We start from the raw sequence: 17,736 nt of genomic DNA, 5'->3' as shown, positions 1-17,736 counted from the left end.
CGCCGCCCGTAAAATTATTTTTTCTTCGCCGGACGCTGCCAGTCAGTTTTCAGATTCTGCTCTTTACGATTGTAGGCCAAACCCGGCGCGGAGATATCTTTCATCACCGTGGTGCCTGCGGCGATAGTCGTGCCTGCCGCTACCGATACCGGTGCCACCAGCTGGGTATCGGATCCGACAAAGACATCGTCGCCGATGACCGTCAGCGATTTGTTCACGCCATCGTAATTACAGGTAATGGTGCCCGCGCCGATATTGACGTTAGCGCCGATCGAAGCATCGCCCAGGTAGCTCAGGTGACCGGCTTTGGAGCCTTTGCCCAGCGTCGCCTTTTTCATTTCGACAAAGTTGCCAACGTGCGCGCCAGCGGCAAGCGAGCTGCCGGGACGAAGTCGGGCGAACGGGCCGACGGTGCAGTCTGCCGCCAGCTCGGCGTTTTCCAGCACGCTGTAAGGACTGATTTCGCAGTCGTCGCCAATCATGCAGTTTTTCAACACGCAGCCGCTGCCAATTTTCACACGGTTACCGAGCTGCACCTTACCTTCGATAATCACGTTGGTGTCTATTTCTACGTCGCGACCGTGTTTAAGCTCGCCCCGCAGGTCGAAACGCGCCGGATCTTTCAGCATCACGCCCGCCAGCAGCAGTTTTTCCGCCTGCTGTGCCTGATAGACGCGCTCCAGCGTCGCCAGCTGTAGTCGATTGTTGACGCCGTCGGTTTCCGAACTGTGCAAAGGCTGCGTCGTTTCCGTCACCCGGCCTTCCTGATGAGCCAGCGCGATAATATCCGTGATGTAATATTCGCCCTGGGCGTTGTCATTAGTGAGCTTGCTCAGCCAGCGCTTCAGGTCGCCGCCGTTAGCCAGCAAAATGCCGGTATTGATTTCGCGAATTGCCAGCTGTTCCGGCGTGGCATCTTTCTGTTCTACGATGCCCACGACCTGGCCCTGCTCACGAAGGATGCGGCCATAGCCGGTGGGATTATCAAGGATGACCGTTAACAACGCGATGCCGCCCTGCGGTTTCGCCTGACGCAGTCGCTGTAGCGTTTCGGTAGAAATCAACGGCACGTCGCCGTACAGCATCAGGATATCTTCGTCATCGGCGAAACAGGGCGCGGCCTGCTGCATAGCGTGACCGGTGCCCAACTGCTCGGCCTGCAATACCCAGTTCAGCGAGGGATCCTGCAGGGTCGACTGTAAGCGTTCGCCGCCGTGTCCGTAAACCAGATGGACTTTGTCAGCGCCCACGCCCTGCGCGGCGTCAATGACGTGTTGTACCATTGGCTTACCGGCCAAAAGATGAAGAACTTTGGGAAGATCGGAGTACATACGGGTTCCCTTGCCTGCGGCAAGGATCACCACGCTCAGCGCGCTGTTTGACATAGACATCCTGCTTGATGTTGAAATCGCTTTCCTGGCAAAAGTAAAGCTGGATTGCGGTAAAAATACTACTTCTTTTACCCTTCAAAAATACTTTCCGCCGGGCCGAACAAGGGCCGCGCCGGGAAAAGCCGGCATGCGTCCCTCAGCCGGAGCATGATACCATCAAACAGCGTCGTCTATGACTTTCCACCGCTGACGATCAAACGGTTTTGCTCTTTAACCATTCAGAAATTTTTTGCTGTAGCACGATCACCACTTCGCTACCGCTGGTGCCGGAGATAGCAGAGAAAAGAAGCGTTTGTGACGTGGTAATGCTGAAATCAATACAGAGTAAGCCAACCACAAACCCGGTGAACATAGAAATAAATATGTGTTTTAAAAAAAAGGTCAGTTTACCTTTATTTTCTTTTATTAACTCACCGTGGATAAAATAATTAACTATCCCTCCGGCGCTGGCAACGATCATGGCATCCAGCAGATGATGTTCCGTTAAGAACCTCAGCAGTACGATGGTTTCATTATTTTGTAACACGCTAAAACCTTACGAAGATAAATAGCAGGCGACAAAAGCCGTTGCTATAAAGGGCGAAGAAAAAGATTTTTTTCGCGTTCCCTGCGAGTAATTAACGTTTTAACCACGCCATTTCCGGCGTAAATCCACGAGCCGAACTGTTCGGCGGCGGCGGCATAGCAGCCCTGGTTTAAAAACATCAGCAGCGTTGACGGCTGGCCGCTTTTTAACTCAATCAGGCCAGCTTTTACGCCTCGTTGCCCCGGACCGACGCTGTGCAGAATGGAGCAGAGCGCGTCAAACTGATTCTGCGTGACGGGCACGCCAAGCTTTTGCCGCAATAAGCCGGCGCATTTGTTCAGGTCGCTGATAAGCAGCACGTCCGCCTGTTCAGACGTAACGCTGTCGCCTTCATGGACGCTTTCCGTATGGCCATAGCCCAGCGTCCAGACGCCCGCTTCATTCTTCTCTGCGGTTAAACGAAGTTTTTCCTGAGCCTTGATAAAATCAATGCCCCTCTCTGAAATATTCATTTTTCACTCTGGCAGATACAAAATAATGCTCCCGAAGGAGCATTATCTATTTCAAATTAACGAAGGTAATCCCATGGTTTACCAAACTGACCGGTAGTTTCCTCCAGACCAGGTTCAGAACCCTGTGACCAGAATTTACCGATATAGTTAACGCCTTTATGCGTAACTTTGCTGCCTTCACCATAGGTGGCAATTGCGCTCCACAGAGGATATTCAGCAGGCTCATCTGGCACGACAGGCTCGTCCGGTACCACTGGCTCGTCCGGCGTCACCGCTGATGCAGACACGATAATCACTTTATAAGAAGCCATATCGGTTTTGCCGTTTGCGGCGGTGACGGTCAGCAGCAGCTCTACTACCGTTTCAGAGGTGACAGCAGGCAGAACAACATTAGTCGTGCTGGCCTGCGGAGAAACGATCTGCACGTTACCAGAGCTTGACCATTTGTAGCTGGCGGCTTTCGCAGATTTATCCGCAGAGAAGACCAGCGTGCTGCCGCCCTGGGCTTTCATGGTGATAACCGCGGTTGGTGCGCTGCTATCTTCTGGCTCAGCCGGATCAACGGGCTCAGCCGGGGCAACCGGGTTTTCACCGTCGATATTGATGCCTTTAAAGTAGAAAGGTGACATATCGATGTTCTTCTGCACAATCGGGCAGCCCATACCTTCACGACCGGCGTTAACCAGCAGGCCGTTATCGTTATCGATAGTCCAGGTGAACAGACCACCCAGGCCTTTTTCGATTACATAACGCGCTTTTTCACGAACGGTACGTGGCGTATCGATAGAGTGGAAAACTTTAGACGTCGGACTGTACAGGTAATCCGCACAGGCTTCGTCATCGGTATACACGTTGTAACCGTTACGGCCGCACTGGTTTTCCAGATCCAGATAGTTGTTTATGATGTCGTAGTACTCAACGCAACCGGATTCAAAAGTACCAACCGTCGTACCGGTACCGTCGTAGGTGCCTTCCAGCGGAGAGAAGGATTTGATTTCCCCGCCTTTAGCGCTGCGCGAATAACCGGCATAACCGATGTTGATGGCTTCAGGATCCACACCCAGGTCCAGCAGGTATTCAACCGCTTCTTCCAGACTGTAGGTGCTGTTTTTGGTTTTATACAGATTAGCGTGATGACCCAGACCGTCAGCCCATGGCGTACCGAAGAAGTCATAGGTCATCAGGTTGATGCCGTACAGACCCACTTCCAGCAGTCCTTTGACATTAGAATGCTGCAGCACATCCACGTTAGCGGAAGACGCGATACTGATTTTCACGTGTTTCATGTTGTTAGCATCAAGCGCCTTACGCAGGCTGGAGATCAGCATCACGTAGTTCTCACCATCTTCCGGGCCGTGTGGGTTACCAGCGCCTGGCGCATTTGGATATTCCCAGTCGATATCGATTTCAGAAAACATTGGGAAGCGGTCGAAGAACCAAACGATGCTGGCTACCAGCGTATCGATCGCGCTCTGGCTCTTTGCCAGCTCGTGGAAAGCTTCGCTCATTGTCCAGCCGCCGAGGCTGAAGGAAAGCGCCAGATCGTGCCCCTGAGCTTTTGCATCAATCTGTAATTTGCGCATCGCGCCCAGCACACCTTGCAGGTTAGGGTGATCCTGATAGAAGCAATCGCCTTCACCATCGGACGGATAGGTGGTACCCGGACCAAAACCAAACGCCTTCCAGCCGCTGAAGCCGCAGTTAATATAAGACTGACAATCGGCCCACGGATCCAGAATGGTCATTTCGTTGGTTTTCTTACCGGTCCAGGCCGCAGCCTGGTCGATTTTTTCTTTATTAGCGCCTTTATCACCAACGATGCCGGTAAAACCAAAAATGATTTTATCGTAAGCGGTTGGGTCTAACCTGGTAATATCAATCCCACGGCCGCGATTCGCTTTAAGAATGTTGCCGTTATTATCAACCTGTCGCTGATCGTAATGCGCCCAGTCAGTATAGTAACCAAAGAGTTTAGGCTTATTGGCGGTGTTATATTTGTTATATACCCGTTTCGCTACGCGACCTGAGGTGTAGCTGAATTCCGAAGTGTTAGTTGCCGGGTTAAATCCATCTGCGGCATAAGACTGTTCTGTAAGAATGTCTTGTTGAATCAATTTGCTCATTGCAAATCCTTATCTGATAAAAGTTAGTGTACTCAGTGCCATCGATTAAGCTGGCCAACAAACTTTTACCCAACCCGGAAAACTGCACCAGTTACAAATAAAGAATAATCATTAGCTCAATGCCGTACTGTTCGGAATAACATTAATAACCCGGCTATCGGTCAGGCTGCGTGCATGAGCATGGTGACGGATAAGATAAAAAGCACCAGGTCAGCTACAAAACCTTTGAATATAAAATGCTGTTCTTTTTTATCAATGCCGGATAAACAACAATTAGAATCCCGCTTAACATTGCGCGCGGTAAAACCACTATATGCCTTTTACCGACGCGGATCACCGCCTTCTGGCATGCACTTTCTGCACTGCCTGTGCTAATAATTACAACCCATCTTTATCTTTCCTGCTGGTATATTCCTGCCACTGGCAGAATGAAGCAGTTAAGTAGAGCGACATCTGCTGAAAAACAAAAATAATATTGAAGGAAATATTAATAAGGACTCGCAGAGGCTATACAAAGCCGTTCACCCCAGATTTTTAAATCTATTACTGGTTCCCCACTTAACAGGTCATCGTCATGAACGAAGAAATTTATCTCGGTAATAATATTTATCTTTCAGAAGAGAGAAACCATCTGATTAATGGCAACATTACATTAACCATCAGCGAAAAAGAGAAACGATTGCTGAGCTATTTCCTTCGCAACCCGGAAAAAGAGCTGACAAAAAGCCATTTGATTACGGCAATCTGGGAAAGCCGGGCTGCGACTATCGATGACGCTAACCTGACTCAGCTGGTTTATAAAATACGCCGCGATTTAGCCGCGGTGAATCTCAGAAACTGTATTAAAACGATACCGGGCAAAGGCTATATCTATATTCCGGAGAAGAAAGCGGAGCAGCAACCTGTGATAGCGGATGCTGGCAGCAGCAAGACGGAATGTCTTATCTGCTCGGTACTCACTATCATCGCCACCGTTATGGCGTTCTGCACGCTCTGCTTTTTTTTCTGGCGTAGCTGAACGCTTAACGATCAGTTTAATTACAACATTAAATATAATGTTCTATCCGGTAGGGCTTTCCTTCAGCAAGCACCCTGTCGCACCTTCAACAATAAAAAAAGGCCAGGCAGTTTCCTGTCTGGCCTTTCTGCTTAAACCTGAATTACATCGCTTTTTTGGTCAACTCGATCACGCGCAGTTTGGCGATCGCTTTAGCCAGTTCAGCCGACGCGGCAGCAAAGTCCACATCGCCGTGGGAGCCACTCATGTGCTCCTCGGCTTTGCGTTTCGCTTCCATCGCGCGGGCCTCGTCGAGGTCGGTGCCGCGGATCGCCGTATCAGCCAGCACGGTGGCCGCGCCTGGCTGTACTTCCAACATGCCGCCGGAGAGATAAATATACTCCTCGTCGCCCTGTTCTTTAACGATGCGAACCATACCAGGTTTAATGGCGGTCAGCAGCGGGGCGTGGCCAGGATGGATCCCCAGCTCGCCTTCGCTACCTGACACCTGAATACGCTGCACAGTGCCGGAGAACATCTGCTGTTCCGCACTGACCACGTCCAGGTGAAAAGTCATAGCCATAATTAACCTCCCGGGAAACCGTTATTACAGTTTCTTCGCTTTTTCCACGGCTTCTTCGATGGAACCAACCATGTAGAAAGCCTGCTCTGGCAGATGGTCGAATTCACCGTCCATGATGCCTTTAAAGCCACGGATAGTATCTTTCAACGACACATACTTGCCCGGAGAACCGGTGAAGACTTCTGCCACGAAGAACGGCTGAGACAGGAAGCGCTGCATCTTACGAGAGCGAGCAACAACCAGCTTGTCGTCTTCAGACAGTTCGTCCATCCCGAGGATAGCGATGATGTCTTTCAGTTCCTGGTAACGCTGCAGCAGAGACTGCACGCCACGAGCCACGTCGTAGTGTTCCTGACCAACAACCAGCGGATCCAGCTGACGGCTGGTAGAATCCAGTGGATCAACCGCCGGGTAGATACCCAGAGACGCGATCTGACGGCTCAGTACCACGGTTGCGTCTAAGTGAGCAAAGGTGGTGGCTGGTGATGGGTCAGTCAAGTCATCCGCAGGCACGTAAACGGCCTGTACGGAGGTGATAGAACCGGTTTTGGTTGAGGTGATACGTTCCTGCAGAACGCCCATCTCTTCCGCCAGCGTTGGCTGGTAACCTACCGCTGATGGCATACGACCCAGCAGCGCGGACACTTCGGTACCGGCCAGGGTGTAACGGTAGATGTTATCGATGAACAGCAGAACGTCACGGCCTTCATCACGGAATTTTTCCGCCATGGTCAGGCCAGTCAGGGCAACGCGCAGGCGGTTTCCTGGTGGCTCGTTCATCTGGCCGTAGACCAGAGATACTTTGTCGATAACGTTGGAATCGGTCATTTCGTGGTAGAAGTCGTTACCTTCACGGGTACGCTCGCCCACACCGGCAAAAACGGAGAAACCTGAATGCTCAGCCGCAATGTTACGGATCAGCTCCATCATGTTTACGGTTTTACCTACACCCGCGCCGCCGAACAGACCAACTTTACCGCCCTTCGCGAACGGACACATCAGGTCGATTACCTTGATACCGGTTTCCAGCAACTCCTGGGAATTGGACTGGTCTTCGTATGAAGGTGCAGAACGGTGGATCGCCCAACGCTCTTCTTCGCCGATGTCGCCTTTCATGTCGATTGGCTCGCCCAGCACGTTCATGATACGGCCAAGCGTTGCGGTACCTACCGGTACTTCGATTGGGTGCGCAAGGTCAGCGACTTCCAGACCGCGCTTCAGGCCGTCGGAAGAACCCATTGCGATGGCGCGAACCACGCCACCACCCAGCTGCTGCTGTACTTCCAGCACCAGACGGGCATCACCATTTTTAGTCTCAAGCGCGCTGTACACTTGTGGTACTGCGTCCTGAGGAAATTCGACGTCAACAACGGCGCCGATTACCTGGACAATTTTTCCAGTAGCCATCTTGAATCCTCTACCTAATTCATTAAACCTGGTTAAACCGCGGAGGCTCCACCGACAATCTCGGTAAGTTCCTGGGTGATGCTGGCCTGACGAGCTTTGTTGTATACCAACTGCAGCTCTTTGATCAGGTTTCCGCCGTTGTCGGTCGCAGCTTTCATCGCCACCATACGCGCGGCCTGCTCGCTGGCCAGGTTTTCTACAACACCCTGGTAAACCTGAGACTCGACGTAGCGACGCAGTAACGTGTCCAGCAGCGCTTTCGGATCCGGTTCATACAGATAATCCCAGGTACTCTTCTTCACTACGCCTTCTTCCGGATCTGCTGGCGGTAACGGCAGCAGCTGGATGATTTGCGGTGACTGGGACATGGTGTTGATAAATTTGTTGCTGACAACATAGAGCTTGTCGATACGACCTTCGTCGTAAGCCTGCAGCATCACTTTTACCGGGCCGATCAGATCGGACAGGGAAGGCTTGTCGCCCATGCCCGTCACCTGAGCAACCACGTTGCCGCCGACAGCGCCGAAAAATGAAAGACCTTTAGAGCCGATAATCGCCAGATCGCTCTCGACGCCTTTATCCGCCCAGCCTTTCATATCAGCCAGCACTCTTTTGAACAGGTTAATGTTCAAACCACCACAAAGCCCGCGGTCGGTAGACACGACCAGGTAGCCGACGCGCTTAACGTCGCGCTCCTCCAGGTAAGGGTGCTTGTATTCCAGATTGCCTAACGCAATGTGACCAATCACTTTGCGCATGGTCTCTGCATAAGGACGGCTGGCCGCCATGCGTTCCTGCGATTTACGCATTTTGGAGGCGGCGACCATTTCCATCGCTTTGGTGATCTTTTGCGTATTCTGAACGCTTCCGATCTTACTACGTATCTCTTTTGCGCCGGCCATAAGCTTCTCCTCAAAGCCTTGCGGCCTGCCCCGGAAGGGACAAGCCGCCAGACATTACCAGGACTGGGTTTTCTTAAACGTTTCGAGCAGAGCTTTCAGCTTCGCTTCGATATCGTTGTTGTAGTTACCAGCCTGGTTGATTTCCGCCATCAGCTCGCTGTGGTCGCGATCTGCATAGGCCAGAAGCGCTGCTTCGAAGCTGCCGATTTTCGCCAGCTCAACGTCGTTCAGGAAGCCACGCTCGGCGGCAAACAGCACCAGACCCTGCTGCGCTACGGACATCGGCGCATACTGTTTCTGTTTCAGCAGCTCGGTCACTTTCTGACCGTGGCTCAGCTGTTTGCGGGTTGCTTCGTCCAGATCGGAAGCGAACTGAGAGAACGCTGCCAGTTCACGATACTGCGCCAGCGCGGTACGAATACCACCGGACAGTTTCTTGATGATCTTGGTCTGCGCAGCGCCACCCACACGGGATACGGAGATCCCTGGGTTAACTGCCGGACGAATACCGGAGTTGAACAGGTTAGTTTCCAGGAAGATCTGACCATCGGTAATCGAGATTACGTTGGTCGGAACGAACGCGGAAACGTCGCCAGCCTGAGTTTCGATGATCGGCAGCGCGGTCAGAGAACCGGTTTTACCTTTTACTGCACCGTTAGTGAAACGCTCAACGTAGTCGGCGCTCACGCGGGAAGCACGTTCCAGCAGACGGGAGTGGAGGTAGAACACGTCGCCAGGGAAAGCTTCACGACCTGGTGGACGGCGCAGCAGCAGCGAAACCTGACGGTATGCAACGGCCTGCTTGGACAGGTCATCATATACGATCAGCGCGTCTTCACCGCGGTCACGGAAGTATTCGCCCATGGCGCAACCCGCATACGGTGCCAGGTACTGCAGCGCAGCAGACTCGGAAGCGGTAGCCACAACTACGATGGTGTTAGCCAGCGCGTTGTGTTCTTCCAGCTTACGTACCACGTTAGCGATGGTAGAAGCTTTCTGGCCGATAGCCACGTACACGCACTTAATGCCGGAATCGCGCTGGTTGATGATCGCATCGATCGCCATCGCGGTTTTACCGGTCTGACGGTCGCCGATGATCAGCTCACGCTGGCCACGGCCGATTGGGATCATCGCATCCACAGACTTATAACCAGTCTGTACAGGCTGATCGACGGACTGGCGGTCGATAACGCCTGGCGCAATCACTTCGATTGGCGAGAAGCCGTCGTTATCAATGGCGCCTTTGCCATCGATAGGTGCACCCAGGGTGTTCACCACACGACCCAGCAGGCCACGGCCTACCGGAACTTCCAGGATACGACCGGTACACTTAACCTTCATGCCTTCGGCGAGGTCAGCGTATGGGCCCATCACTACGGCACCTACGGAGTCGCGCTCCAGGTTCAGTGCGATAGCGAAGCGGTTGCCCGGCAGTGCGATCATCTCACCCTGCATAACATCGGCCAGGCCGTTTACGCGGATGATGCCGTCACTGACGGAAACGATAGTACCTTCATTGTGAGCTTCGCTCACGACATTGAACTGAGCAATGCGCTGCTTGATCAGTTCGCTGATTTCGGTGGAATTCAGTTGCATATGCTCCAGTCCCCTTAAGACTGCAAGTCGTCTGCAAGGCGCTCAAGACGGCCGCGTACGCTGCCATCAATGACCATATCACCCGCACGGATGATTACACCTGCCATTACAGACTTATCAATTTTGCAATTCAGCTTAACTTTGCGTGACAGACGTTTTTCCATAGCGGCGCTGATTTTGGTCAGCTGTTCGTCACTCAGTGTAGTGGAAGAGATCACCTCAACGTCCGCGGTCGCATCGTATGCGGCGCGTAGCTGGATAAACTGAGCCAGTACATCGGGAAGCGCTGGTAAACGTTTGTTCTCAGCCATGACCTTAATCAGGTTCTGGCCGGCTTCATCGAGTTGATCACCACAGATAGCGATGAACCGTGCAGACAACGCTTCCGGCGCTAATGCGCCGGAAAGGAGTTCTGCCACTTGTTCATTGCTGGCTACTTCGGTAGCGAACGCCAGCATCTGCTGCCAGCGATCGACATTCTGATGCTCAACAGCAAAGTCAAAAGCTGCTTTGGCGTAGGGGCGAGCTACAGTAGTAAATTCAGACATCAGCCCCTTCCTCCTTACAGTTCAGCGACCAGTTTATCAACGATGTCGCTGTTAGCAGCTTCATCCACGGAACGTTCAATGATTTTCTCGGCGCCGGCTACAGCCAGCATCGCGACCTGCTTACGCAACTCTTCACGTGCACGTTTGCGTTCGGCGTCAATTTCAGCCTGCGCCTGGGTGACGATCTTGTTACGTTCCTGCTCAGCTTCGGCTTTCGCTTCGTCCAGGATCTGCGAACGGCGTTTGTTAGCCTGTTCGATGATAACCTGAGCTTCTTCTTTCGCTTTTTTCAGCTGGTCGGACGCATCAGCCTGCGCGAGATCCAAATCTTTTTTGGCACGTTCTGCGGAAGCAAGGCCGTCAGCAACTTCTTTCTGGCGCTTTTCGATAGCAGCCATCAGCGGCGGCCATACGTACTTCATGCAGAACACTACAAACAGGATGAACGCGATGGCCTGGCCGAGGATTGTTGCGTTTAAGTTCACTGCACAATGCCTCTTGTTAAGTTAACTTTTTTCTCCGGTCTGACGACCGGCAGAAGCCGTTCATCGTCGAACTCACGTTCAACGATGAACATCAGGGTTAGGCGACGGCGAACATCACATACAGACCCAGACCAACAGCGATCATTGGGATTGCATCCACCAGACCCATTACAACAAAGAACTGCGTACGCAGCAGAGGGATCAGATCCGGTTGACGCGCGGCGCCTTCCAGGAATTTACCTCCGAGGATGCCGATACCGATCGCAGCACCGATTGCCGCTAAGCCCATCATCACAGCGGCAGCCATGTACAGCAGATCCATATTCAGGTTTTCCATGACAGTCTCCAGTTTGTTTCAGTTAAAACGCAGTAGTGTTGATAAAAAAATCAGTGTTCTTCAGATGCCATCGACAGATAGACAATCGTCAGTACCATGAAAATGAAAGCCTGTAACGAAATGATCAGGATGTGGAAAATGGCCCATGGCACACTCAGAACCCACTGTGACCACCACGGCAACAGGCCGGCAATCAGGATAAAAATCAATTCACCCGCATACATGTTGCCGAACAGTCGCAGACCGAGAGAAACCGGTTTGGACAGCAGGCTCACGCCTTCAAGGATCAGGTTGATCGGAATGAAGACAGGATGATTGAAGGGTTGCAATGTCAGCTCTTTAGTAAAGCCCCCAATGCCTTTCATCTTGACGCTGTAGAACAGAATCAAAATAAATACGCCCAGCGCCATAGACAGCGTGATGTTCACGTCGGCTGAAGGCACAACACGCAACGCTGGCAGACCCAGAACGTGCTCGCCGATATACGGCAGCAGATCGATAGGCAGCAGGTCCATGAAGTTCATCAGGAAGACCCAGACGAAAATCGTCAGAGCCAGCGGTGCGATTACTTTGCTTTTACCGTGGTACATGTCGCGGACGTTGTTGTCGACGAAGCCAACAACCAGTTCAATCGCCGCCTGCAGTTTTCCCGGAACGCCGCTGGTAGCTGATTTCGCAACTTTGCGAAACAGCACCAGGAATACCAGTCCCAGCACCACAGAGAAAAACATGGAGTCAATATTTAATACCCAGAACGACGGTGCGTCGTGCGGATTCACTAGCTCGAAGGTACGCAGGTCCAGCTGAAGGTTATTCAGGTGGTGACCTATGTATTCCTGCGGCGTAGAGATTTCTCCTGCAGCCATGATGCCTCTTACCCTTTGTTGTTAATTACAGCCGGTGCGACGATTTGCACAATCAGCACCGATAACCAGGTCAGTCCGAGCGGCGTAAATGCCGCCCCAAACACCGCCAGCGCCACGACAAGCAGAAGAATGGTTGCCAGAACCTTCAGCACTTCACCCAGAGCGAAGCTCCAGGCCACGCGTCCTTTAACCGGGTCTCCTGCCTGATGACGCCAGGCAAAAATCATAAACAATACGTTCGGTAGCCAGGCCGCCAGTCCACCCGCAAGCGCGGACAGGCCCCAGGTCAACTCTTTCAGGGCGAACAGCGCGCCGATTATGACAAAAATCACCAGCTGAAGAAGCAGCACGGTTCGGGCAAATTTCACTCTGTAAAGGGACACTGACATGACGCTGAAACTCTCCTGCCCCGTCGGGGGTATGTCGCGTGTCGTATAAAACTGCCTTTGCCGCTTTGAGTCAAGCAGCAAAAAACGAGCAAATTATACGGCGCGCCCCTGCGATTTCAATGGATAAGTAGCGAAATGGTGAACAATTATTTAAATTTCTTTCGCGGGCGCGCTTTTTCAAAACTGTCAGGAATGGCTGACAGGCGGAAAATGCATACGATAAAGGCGAAATATCGCTCATAAAGCGTGCGGAAGATCACATTTCAGTAATATTTTATCCGCATTCCGTTAAGGAATATTCTTAATATCGCTCAGAAAAATATAATTATATCAATAACATTCAACTACTTACTATTTTTTACCGTAAAACCAGCCTGACTGCCGGATTAAAAGTGTTAATTGACAGTGATTACCGCCAAAATTTCAGGATTTTCCGTCAGGCAAGCAAAATAAATATCACCACATTATTTTTGACTTCGCGCAGAAAAAGGCAGATATCGTCCTGGTGAGGTAATATCCTTGATAACACTTTGTGAAATTAACGTTAAATGTAACCAGGTGTGAACGATAATTTCTGCGCGTCATTTTAACCTTAGTGAAACATCGCCATCTGAAAAAAATTCACCGCATATCGCTCAAAAGGCTAAATTTTCACCCGGCCTTTTGGCTTTTCGCCTTACCTGCGGCCTCTGCTCCCCTGCCCTGCCGTACTGACTTAACTAAAATCGGGTTCGGTAAGCGTGAAATCATCAGCCGCTTTGCTGAATATTCAGGCGATAATAAGGTAAAAAGCTCAGCCTTTCAGCGTTATTTTCAGACAAATTGCGTTCAGTCAGCGCTGCCTGTTGCCAGATTTGTCGGGTTAATTATCACCAGGTGACGTTCGCCTTCCAGTTCAGGAACGAGAAGCTTCACCGTTTTATGATGGGTAAAGCCCGTTGGCAGCGCGTCAATCTCCTCCTGCGGCACGACGCCTTTCAGCGCATAAAACCGCCCTTTTTCGCCGGGCAGATGATGGCACCAGCTCAGCATATCGTTCAGAGAAGCGAAGGCCCGACTGATCACGCCATCGAAAGCCGGCTCGGCAGGAAACACCTCTACCCTACTCTGTACCGGATCGATATTTTCCAGTTTCAGTTCATGCTGTACCTGCTTAAGAAAGCGTATGCGCTTGCCCAGGCTGTCCAGCAGCGTGAAGTGCGCTTCAGGACGGACAATAGCGAGCGGTACGCCCGGCAGGCCGGGTCCCGTGCCCACGTCAATAAAGCGGCTTCCTTCCAGATAAGGCTCAACCACGATGCTGTCCATGATATGTCGCACCAGCATCTGCTGCGGGTCACGCACCGACGTCAGGTTATAGGCCTTATTCCATTTATGCAGCAGCTCAACATAGCCTGTCAGCTGCTCTTTTTGTCGATCGGTCAGGGAAATATTGGCGGCTTTCAGCAGCGCAGAAAGTTTATTAATCACGATTACATCCAAATCAGTTAAAGGGGCGACCCTGGCCGCCCCGTGAAGCATCAGGCGCTTTTGCGCAACAGCCCCTGCTTTTTCAGGTAGATCAGAAGAATGGAAATAGCCGCAGGCGTGATCCCTGAAATACGTGAAGCCTGACCTATCGATCCCGGCTTGTGATCGTTCAGCTTGGCGATCGCCTCGTTAGAGAGGCCGCTGACCTGGCGGTAATCCAATTCTACCGGCAGCAGCGTGTTCTCATTGCGCAGCTGGCGATCGATCTCTTCCTGCTGACGGGCGATATAGCCTTCGTATTTCACCTGAATTTCAACCTGCTCGGCGGCCTGAGTATCGCTTAAGGCAGGCGCAAAGGTGCTGAGCGTCATCAGCTGCTGATAGGTCATCTCTGGACGACGCAGCAGGTCTTCGCCGTTGGCTTCTTTGGTCAGCGCGGCGCTCAGTACGCCGTTCACTTCGTCCACGGCTTCGGATTTAGGATGCACCCAGATGTCGCGCAGACGCTGACGCTCCTGTTCAATGCTCTCCAGCTTCTCGTTAAAGCGCGCCCAGCGGGCATCGTCTACCAGACCCAGCTCGCGGCCTTCAGCGGTCAGACGCAGATCGGCGTTGTCTTCACGCAGCATCAGACGGTATTCCGCCCTGGAGGTGAACATGCGGTACGGCTCTTTGGTGCCCAGCGTGCAGAGATCGTCAACCAGCACGCCCAGATAGGCCTGATCGCGACGCGGCGCCCAGGTCTCTTTATCCGCAGAGAGGCGACCGGCATTCAGCCCAGCCAGCAAACCTTGCGCAGCAGCTTCTTCATAGCCTGTCGTGCCGTTGATCTGACCGGCAAAGAACAGCCCTTCGATAAATTTGCTTTCCAGCGTTGGCTTCAGATCGCGCGGATCGAAGAAGTCATATTCGATGGCATAGCCCGGACGGACGATCTTCGCGTTTTCCAGGCCCTGCATAGAGTGAACAATCTGCATCTGGACATCAAACGGCAGGCTGGTGGAGATGCCGTTTGGATAAATTTCATTACTGGTCAGCCCTTCCGGCTCCAGGAAGATCTGGTGCGCGTTGCGATCGGCAAAGCGCATCACCTTGTCTTCAATGGAAGGACAGTAGCGTGGGCCAACCCCTTCAATCACGCCGGCGTACATTGGGCTGCGATCCAGGTTGCTGCGGATGACGTCATGCGTTTTCTCGTTGGTATAGGTGATGTAGCAAGGCACCTGCTGTGGGTGCTGCGCCACGTTGCCCATAAACGAGAAGACCGGCAGCGGCGTATCGCCATGCTGCGGGGCCAGCACGCTGAAATCAATTGTACGCGCATCGATACGCGGTGGCGTACCGGTTTTCAGACGGCTGACGCGCAAAGGCAGCTCACGCAGGCGACGAGCCAATGGGATCGAAGGCGGATCGCCAGCACGACCACCGCTGTAGTTATCCAGCCCAATGTGGATCTTGCCGTCCAGGAAGGTACCTACGGTCAGCACAACCGCTTTGGCGCGGAATTTAAGCCCCATCTGGGTCACAGCGCCAACGACGCGATCGTTTTCCACAATCAGATCGTCAACCGCCTGCTGGAAGATCATCAGGTTCGGCTGGTTCTCCAGCGCGGTGCGTACGGCCTGACGATAGAGCACGCGATCCGCCTGAGCACGGGTGGCCCTGACCGCGGGCCCTTTGCTGGCGTTTAGTATCCTGAACTGAATACCGGCCTGGTCAATAGCGTGTGCCATCAGGCCGCCCAGCGCGTCCACTTCTTTAACCAGATGTCCTTTTCCGATGCCACCGATCGCCGGATTGCAGGACATTTGTCCAAGCGTATCAATGTTATGCGTTAAAAGCAGGGTTTGCTGACCCATCCGGGCTGCCGCCATAGCGGCTTCCGTGCCCGCATGACCACCACCGATCACGATGACGTCAAAAGGATCTGGATAAAACATGGTACTGAACCTCGCGGTTGTGCGATTTAAAAGAGTGGGGGATGCCCGGGGCGTGAATTCTACTCAACTTTGGCCGAAGGTGAAAGCGCAGGGCCAGACACGTATTAAAAAGAAGATCTTTTTTATTTAGAGATCTCTTTACTGGATCTTCTATTAGGATCGACGATCTCTGTGGATAAGCCTTTTTTCCTTTCCAGGATCATCAGCTTAAGGGGGATCGTTTGCTGTGAAAGATCGGTGATCCTACAACGTATAAGCTGGGATCAAAAAGGCATGTTATGCACAGGCGCGATCCGACAGTGCGGTTGTTCTTTGGATAACCACCGGTTATTACCGCTGGATCACTATAGTTATCCACAGTTGATCGCTATTTAAATAGGCAAATCGGGGAGAAATTTACAAAACTTCGCCTGTTATTCAGGCGTCGATCGCACAAATTGTTGCGATCCGACGCCCGATCGTCAGCCGATCAGCGTTTTCCAGCTCTCGATCCACACCTCGGCGGGATCTTCGGGGATCTCATGTTCGAGCACGTCAATGTCCAGACGGTCGCCGATGCGCTGTGCCCCACATGCCGTCAACAATTTGTCCATTTTATCGATCGCACCGCAGAAAAGATCGTATTCACGGTTGCCGATACCTACGGCGCCGTAGCGCAGCTGACTCAGATCCGGACGCTTCTCTTCTATTTCATCAAATAGCGGCTGCAGATTATCGGGCAGATCGCCGGCTCCATGGGTAGAGGTCACTACCAGCCACGTTCCTTCTGTCGAAAGCTCGTTCAGCTCTGGCCCGTGCAGTAATTCAGTAGAAAAGCCCGCTTCTTCCAGCTTCTCGGCCAAAAGTTCGGCAACATATTCCGCACTGCCCAGGGTGCTGCCAGTGATTAAGGTTACGTCCGCCATGTGAGATCCCTGTTTGCTAAAGGCGGCTATTGTACGCTGTGATCAGTCTGGGATCTACCTGTGGGTAAGTAAGGTTAATAGATGCAGATGAACGGGCTTACCTGCCGCTTATCTTTGGGGGGCGATATGAGTTAAAGCACGCCGCGAGCGCCACGTGCCGGACGGAGGGGAGCGGCCCTGAACTGATATGGGATATTCAATAAAAAATAAGGCGCCGATCTTTTGTGGATAATATTGTGCACAGATCAGGGCTTGATCGTCCTCATGATCGGGTTTTGCAGGGAAATTAACGTCTCGGTGGACTGGATCTCGTCAATGGTTTGGATCTTGTTGATCAGTACCTGTTGCAGCGCGTCGATGGATCGACACATTACCTTAATAAAGATGCTGTAGTGTCCTGTGGTGTACCAGGCCTCGACCACTTCATCAAGCGCGTCCAGCTTTGCCAACGCGGCCGGATAGTCTCTGGCACTTTTTAAAATGATGCCAATAAAGCAGCACACGTCGTAGCCAAGCTGGCGAGGATCGATTTCCACCCGTGTGCCTTTAATAATGCCTGCCTGCTTCATCTTTTCTACGCGAACGTGGATAGTGCCGGGGCTGACGTTGAACTGCTTGGCCAGTTCGGCATAGGCGGTACGTGCGTTGGCCAGCAGCGCATTGAGGATGCCACGATCGAGATCGTCGGGTTGCAGATTATCGGGCATACAGGCTCCGTAATTAAGGATTTAATAATTTGTCAGGGGATAATGTGCAGGA

18 protein-coding genes are annotated in these 17,736 nt (G+C 52.3%); 1 reads left to right on the top strand and 17 read right to left on the bottom strand.

Annotated features, from left to right (window positions below; genetic code table 11):
* Positions 1-14 precede the first annotated feature (14 nt).
* From glmU to EGK14_RS11190, 4 genes are all read right to left on the bottom strand, one after another.
* Positions 15-1,385, bottom strand: a complete 1,371-nt coding sequence (gene glmU / locus EGK14_RS11205) for a bifunctional UDP-N-acetylglucosamine diphosphorylase/glucosamine-1-phosphate N-acetyltransferase GlmU (protein ID WP_125289182.1) — start codon at positions 1,383-1,385, stop codon at positions 15-17.
* Positions 1,386-1,584: 199 nt separating this feature from the next.
* On the bottom strand, positions 1,585-1,917 hold the full coding sequence (locus EGK14_RS11200) for a phage holin family protein (protein WP_125289181.1): 333 nt from the start codon (positions 1,915-1,917) through the stop codon (positions 1,585-1,587).
* Between the two features lie 44 nt (positions 1,918-1,961).
* Entirely contained in the window at positions 1,962-2,429 is a 468-nt protein-coding gene (locus EGK14_RS11195) for a lysozyme (RefSeq protein ID WP_125289180.1), read from the bottom strand.
* A 56-nt stretch (positions 2,430-2,485) separates the two neighbouring features.
* Complete coding sequence (locus EGK14_RS11190) at positions 2,486-4,552, bottom strand: glycosyl hydrolase family 18 protein (RefSeq protein ID WP_125289179.1); 2,067 nt, start codon at positions 4,550-4,552, stop codon at positions 2,486-2,488.
* 574 nt (positions 4,553-5,126) lie between these two features.
* On the opposite strand from EGK14_RS11190, the gene EGK14_RS11185 reads away from it, so the two are divergent.
* Complete coding sequence (locus tag EGK14_RS11185) at positions 5,127-5,570, top strand: winged helix-turn-helix domain-containing protein (RefSeq protein ID WP_125289178.1); 444 nt, start codon at positions 5,127-5,129, stop codon at positions 5,568-5,570.
* A gap of 142 nt (positions 5,571-5,712) precedes the next feature.
* Here EGK14_RS11185 and EGK14_RS11180 read toward each other — a convergent pair whose 3' ends face one another.
* The 13 genes from EGK14_RS11180 to asnC all read right to left on the bottom strand — a co-directional run bounded on the left by EGK14_RS11180 (position 5,713) and on the right by asnC (position 17,684).
* Positions 5,713-6,132 (bottom strand): F0F1 ATP synthase subunit epsilon, encoded by a 420-nt coding sequence (locus EGK14_RS11180; protein WP_125289177.1) that lies wholly within the window; start codon positions 6,130-6,132, stop codon positions 5,713-5,715.
* A 24-nt stretch (positions 6,133-6,156) separates the two neighbouring features.
* Positions 6,157-7,539: a F0F1 ATP synthase subunit beta gene (gene atpD / locus EGK14_RS11175; protein ID WP_125289176.1), complete on the bottom strand. Its 1,383-nt coding sequence runs from the start codon at positions 7,537-7,539 to the stop codon at positions 6,157-6,159.
* Positions 7,540-7,571: 32 nt separating this feature from the next.
* Positions 7,572-8,441: a F0F1 ATP synthase subunit gamma gene (atpG, locus tag EGK14_RS11170; RefSeq protein WP_125289175.1), complete on the bottom strand. Its 870-nt coding sequence runs from the start codon at positions 8,439-8,441 to the stop codon at positions 7,572-7,574.
* 54 nt (positions 8,442-8,495) lie between these two features.
* The gene (gene atpA, locus EGK14_RS11165; protein ID WP_125289174.1) at positions 8,496-10,037 is read right to left on the bottom strand and encodes a F0F1 ATP synthase subunit alpha; all 1,542 of its coding nucleotides are present in this window, start codon (positions 10,035-10,037) and stop codon (positions 8,496-8,498) included.
* Between the two features lie 14 nt (positions 10,038-10,051).
* Positions 10,052-10,585 (bottom strand): F0F1 ATP synthase subunit delta, encoded by a 534-nt coding sequence (atpH, locus tag EGK14_RS11160; RefSeq protein WP_125289173.1) that lies wholly within the window; start codon positions 10,583-10,585, stop codon positions 10,052-10,054.
* Between the two features lie 14 nt (positions 10,586-10,599).
* The gene (gene atpF / locus EGK14_RS11155; protein ID WP_125289172.1) at positions 10,600-11,070 is read right to left on the bottom strand and encodes a F0F1 ATP synthase subunit B; all 471 of its coding nucleotides are present in this window, start codon (positions 11,068-11,070) and stop codon (positions 10,600-10,602) included.
* A 97-nt stretch (positions 11,071-11,167) separates the two neighbouring features.
* The gene (gene atpE / locus EGK14_RS11150; protein WP_003849523.1) at positions 11,168-11,407 is read right to left on the bottom strand and encodes a F0F1 ATP synthase subunit C; all 240 of its coding nucleotides are present in this window, start codon (positions 11,405-11,407) and stop codon (positions 11,168-11,170) included.
* Between the two features lie 50 nt (positions 11,408-11,457).
* Positions 11,458-12,273 carry a F0F1 ATP synthase subunit A gene (atpB, locus tag EGK14_RS11145; RefSeq protein WP_125289171.1) on the bottom strand — a complete coding sequence of 272 codons (816 nt, stop codon included), beginning with the start codon at positions 12,271-12,273 and terminating at the stop codon, positions 11,458-11,460.
* Positions 12,274-12,281: 8 nt separating this feature from the next.
* On the bottom strand, positions 12,282-12,662 hold the full coding sequence (atpI, locus tag EGK14_RS11140; RefSeq protein WP_125289170.1) for a F0F1 ATP synthase subunit I: 381 nt from the start codon (positions 12,660-12,662) through the stop codon (positions 12,282-12,284).
* A gap of 828 nt (positions 12,663-13,490) precedes the next feature.
* Positions 13,491-14,132, bottom strand: coding sequence for a 16S rRNA (guanine(527)-N(7))-methyltransferase RsmG (gene rsmG / locus EGK14_RS11135; protein WP_125289169.1), 642 nt, complete (start codon positions 14,130-14,132; stop codon positions 13,491-13,493).
* Positions 14,133-14,182: 50 nt separating this feature from the next.
* Complete coding sequence (gene mnmG, locus EGK14_RS11130; protein ID WP_125289168.1) at positions 14,183-16,072, bottom strand: tRNA uridine-5-carboxymethylaminomethyl(34) synthesis enzyme MnmG; 1,890 nt, start codon at positions 16,070-16,072, stop codon at positions 14,183-14,185.
* A 461-nt stretch (positions 16,073-16,533) separates the two neighbouring features.
* Positions 16,534-16,977 (bottom strand): FMN-binding protein MioC, encoded by a 444-nt coding sequence (gene mioC, locus EGK14_RS11125; RefSeq protein WP_125289167.1) that lies wholly within the window; start codon positions 16,975-16,977, stop codon positions 16,534-16,536.
* A gap of 245 nt (positions 16,978-17,222) precedes the next feature.
* Positions 17,223-17,684, bottom strand: coding sequence for a transcriptional regulator AsnC (gene asnC / locus EGK14_RS11120; RefSeq protein ID WP_125289166.1), 462 nt, complete (start codon positions 17,682-17,684; stop codon positions 17,223-17,225).
* Positions 17,685-17,736: the final 52 nt, after the last annotated feature.

This window comes from Erwinia sp. 198 (assembly GCF_003937915.1).
In the GTDB taxonomy this organism is placed as follows: domain Bacteria; phylum Pseudomonadota; class Gammaproteobacteria; order Enterobacterales; family Enterobacteriaceae; genus Erwinia; species Erwinia aeris.
This window is presented reverse-complemented; position numbering and strand designations above follow the sequence as displayed.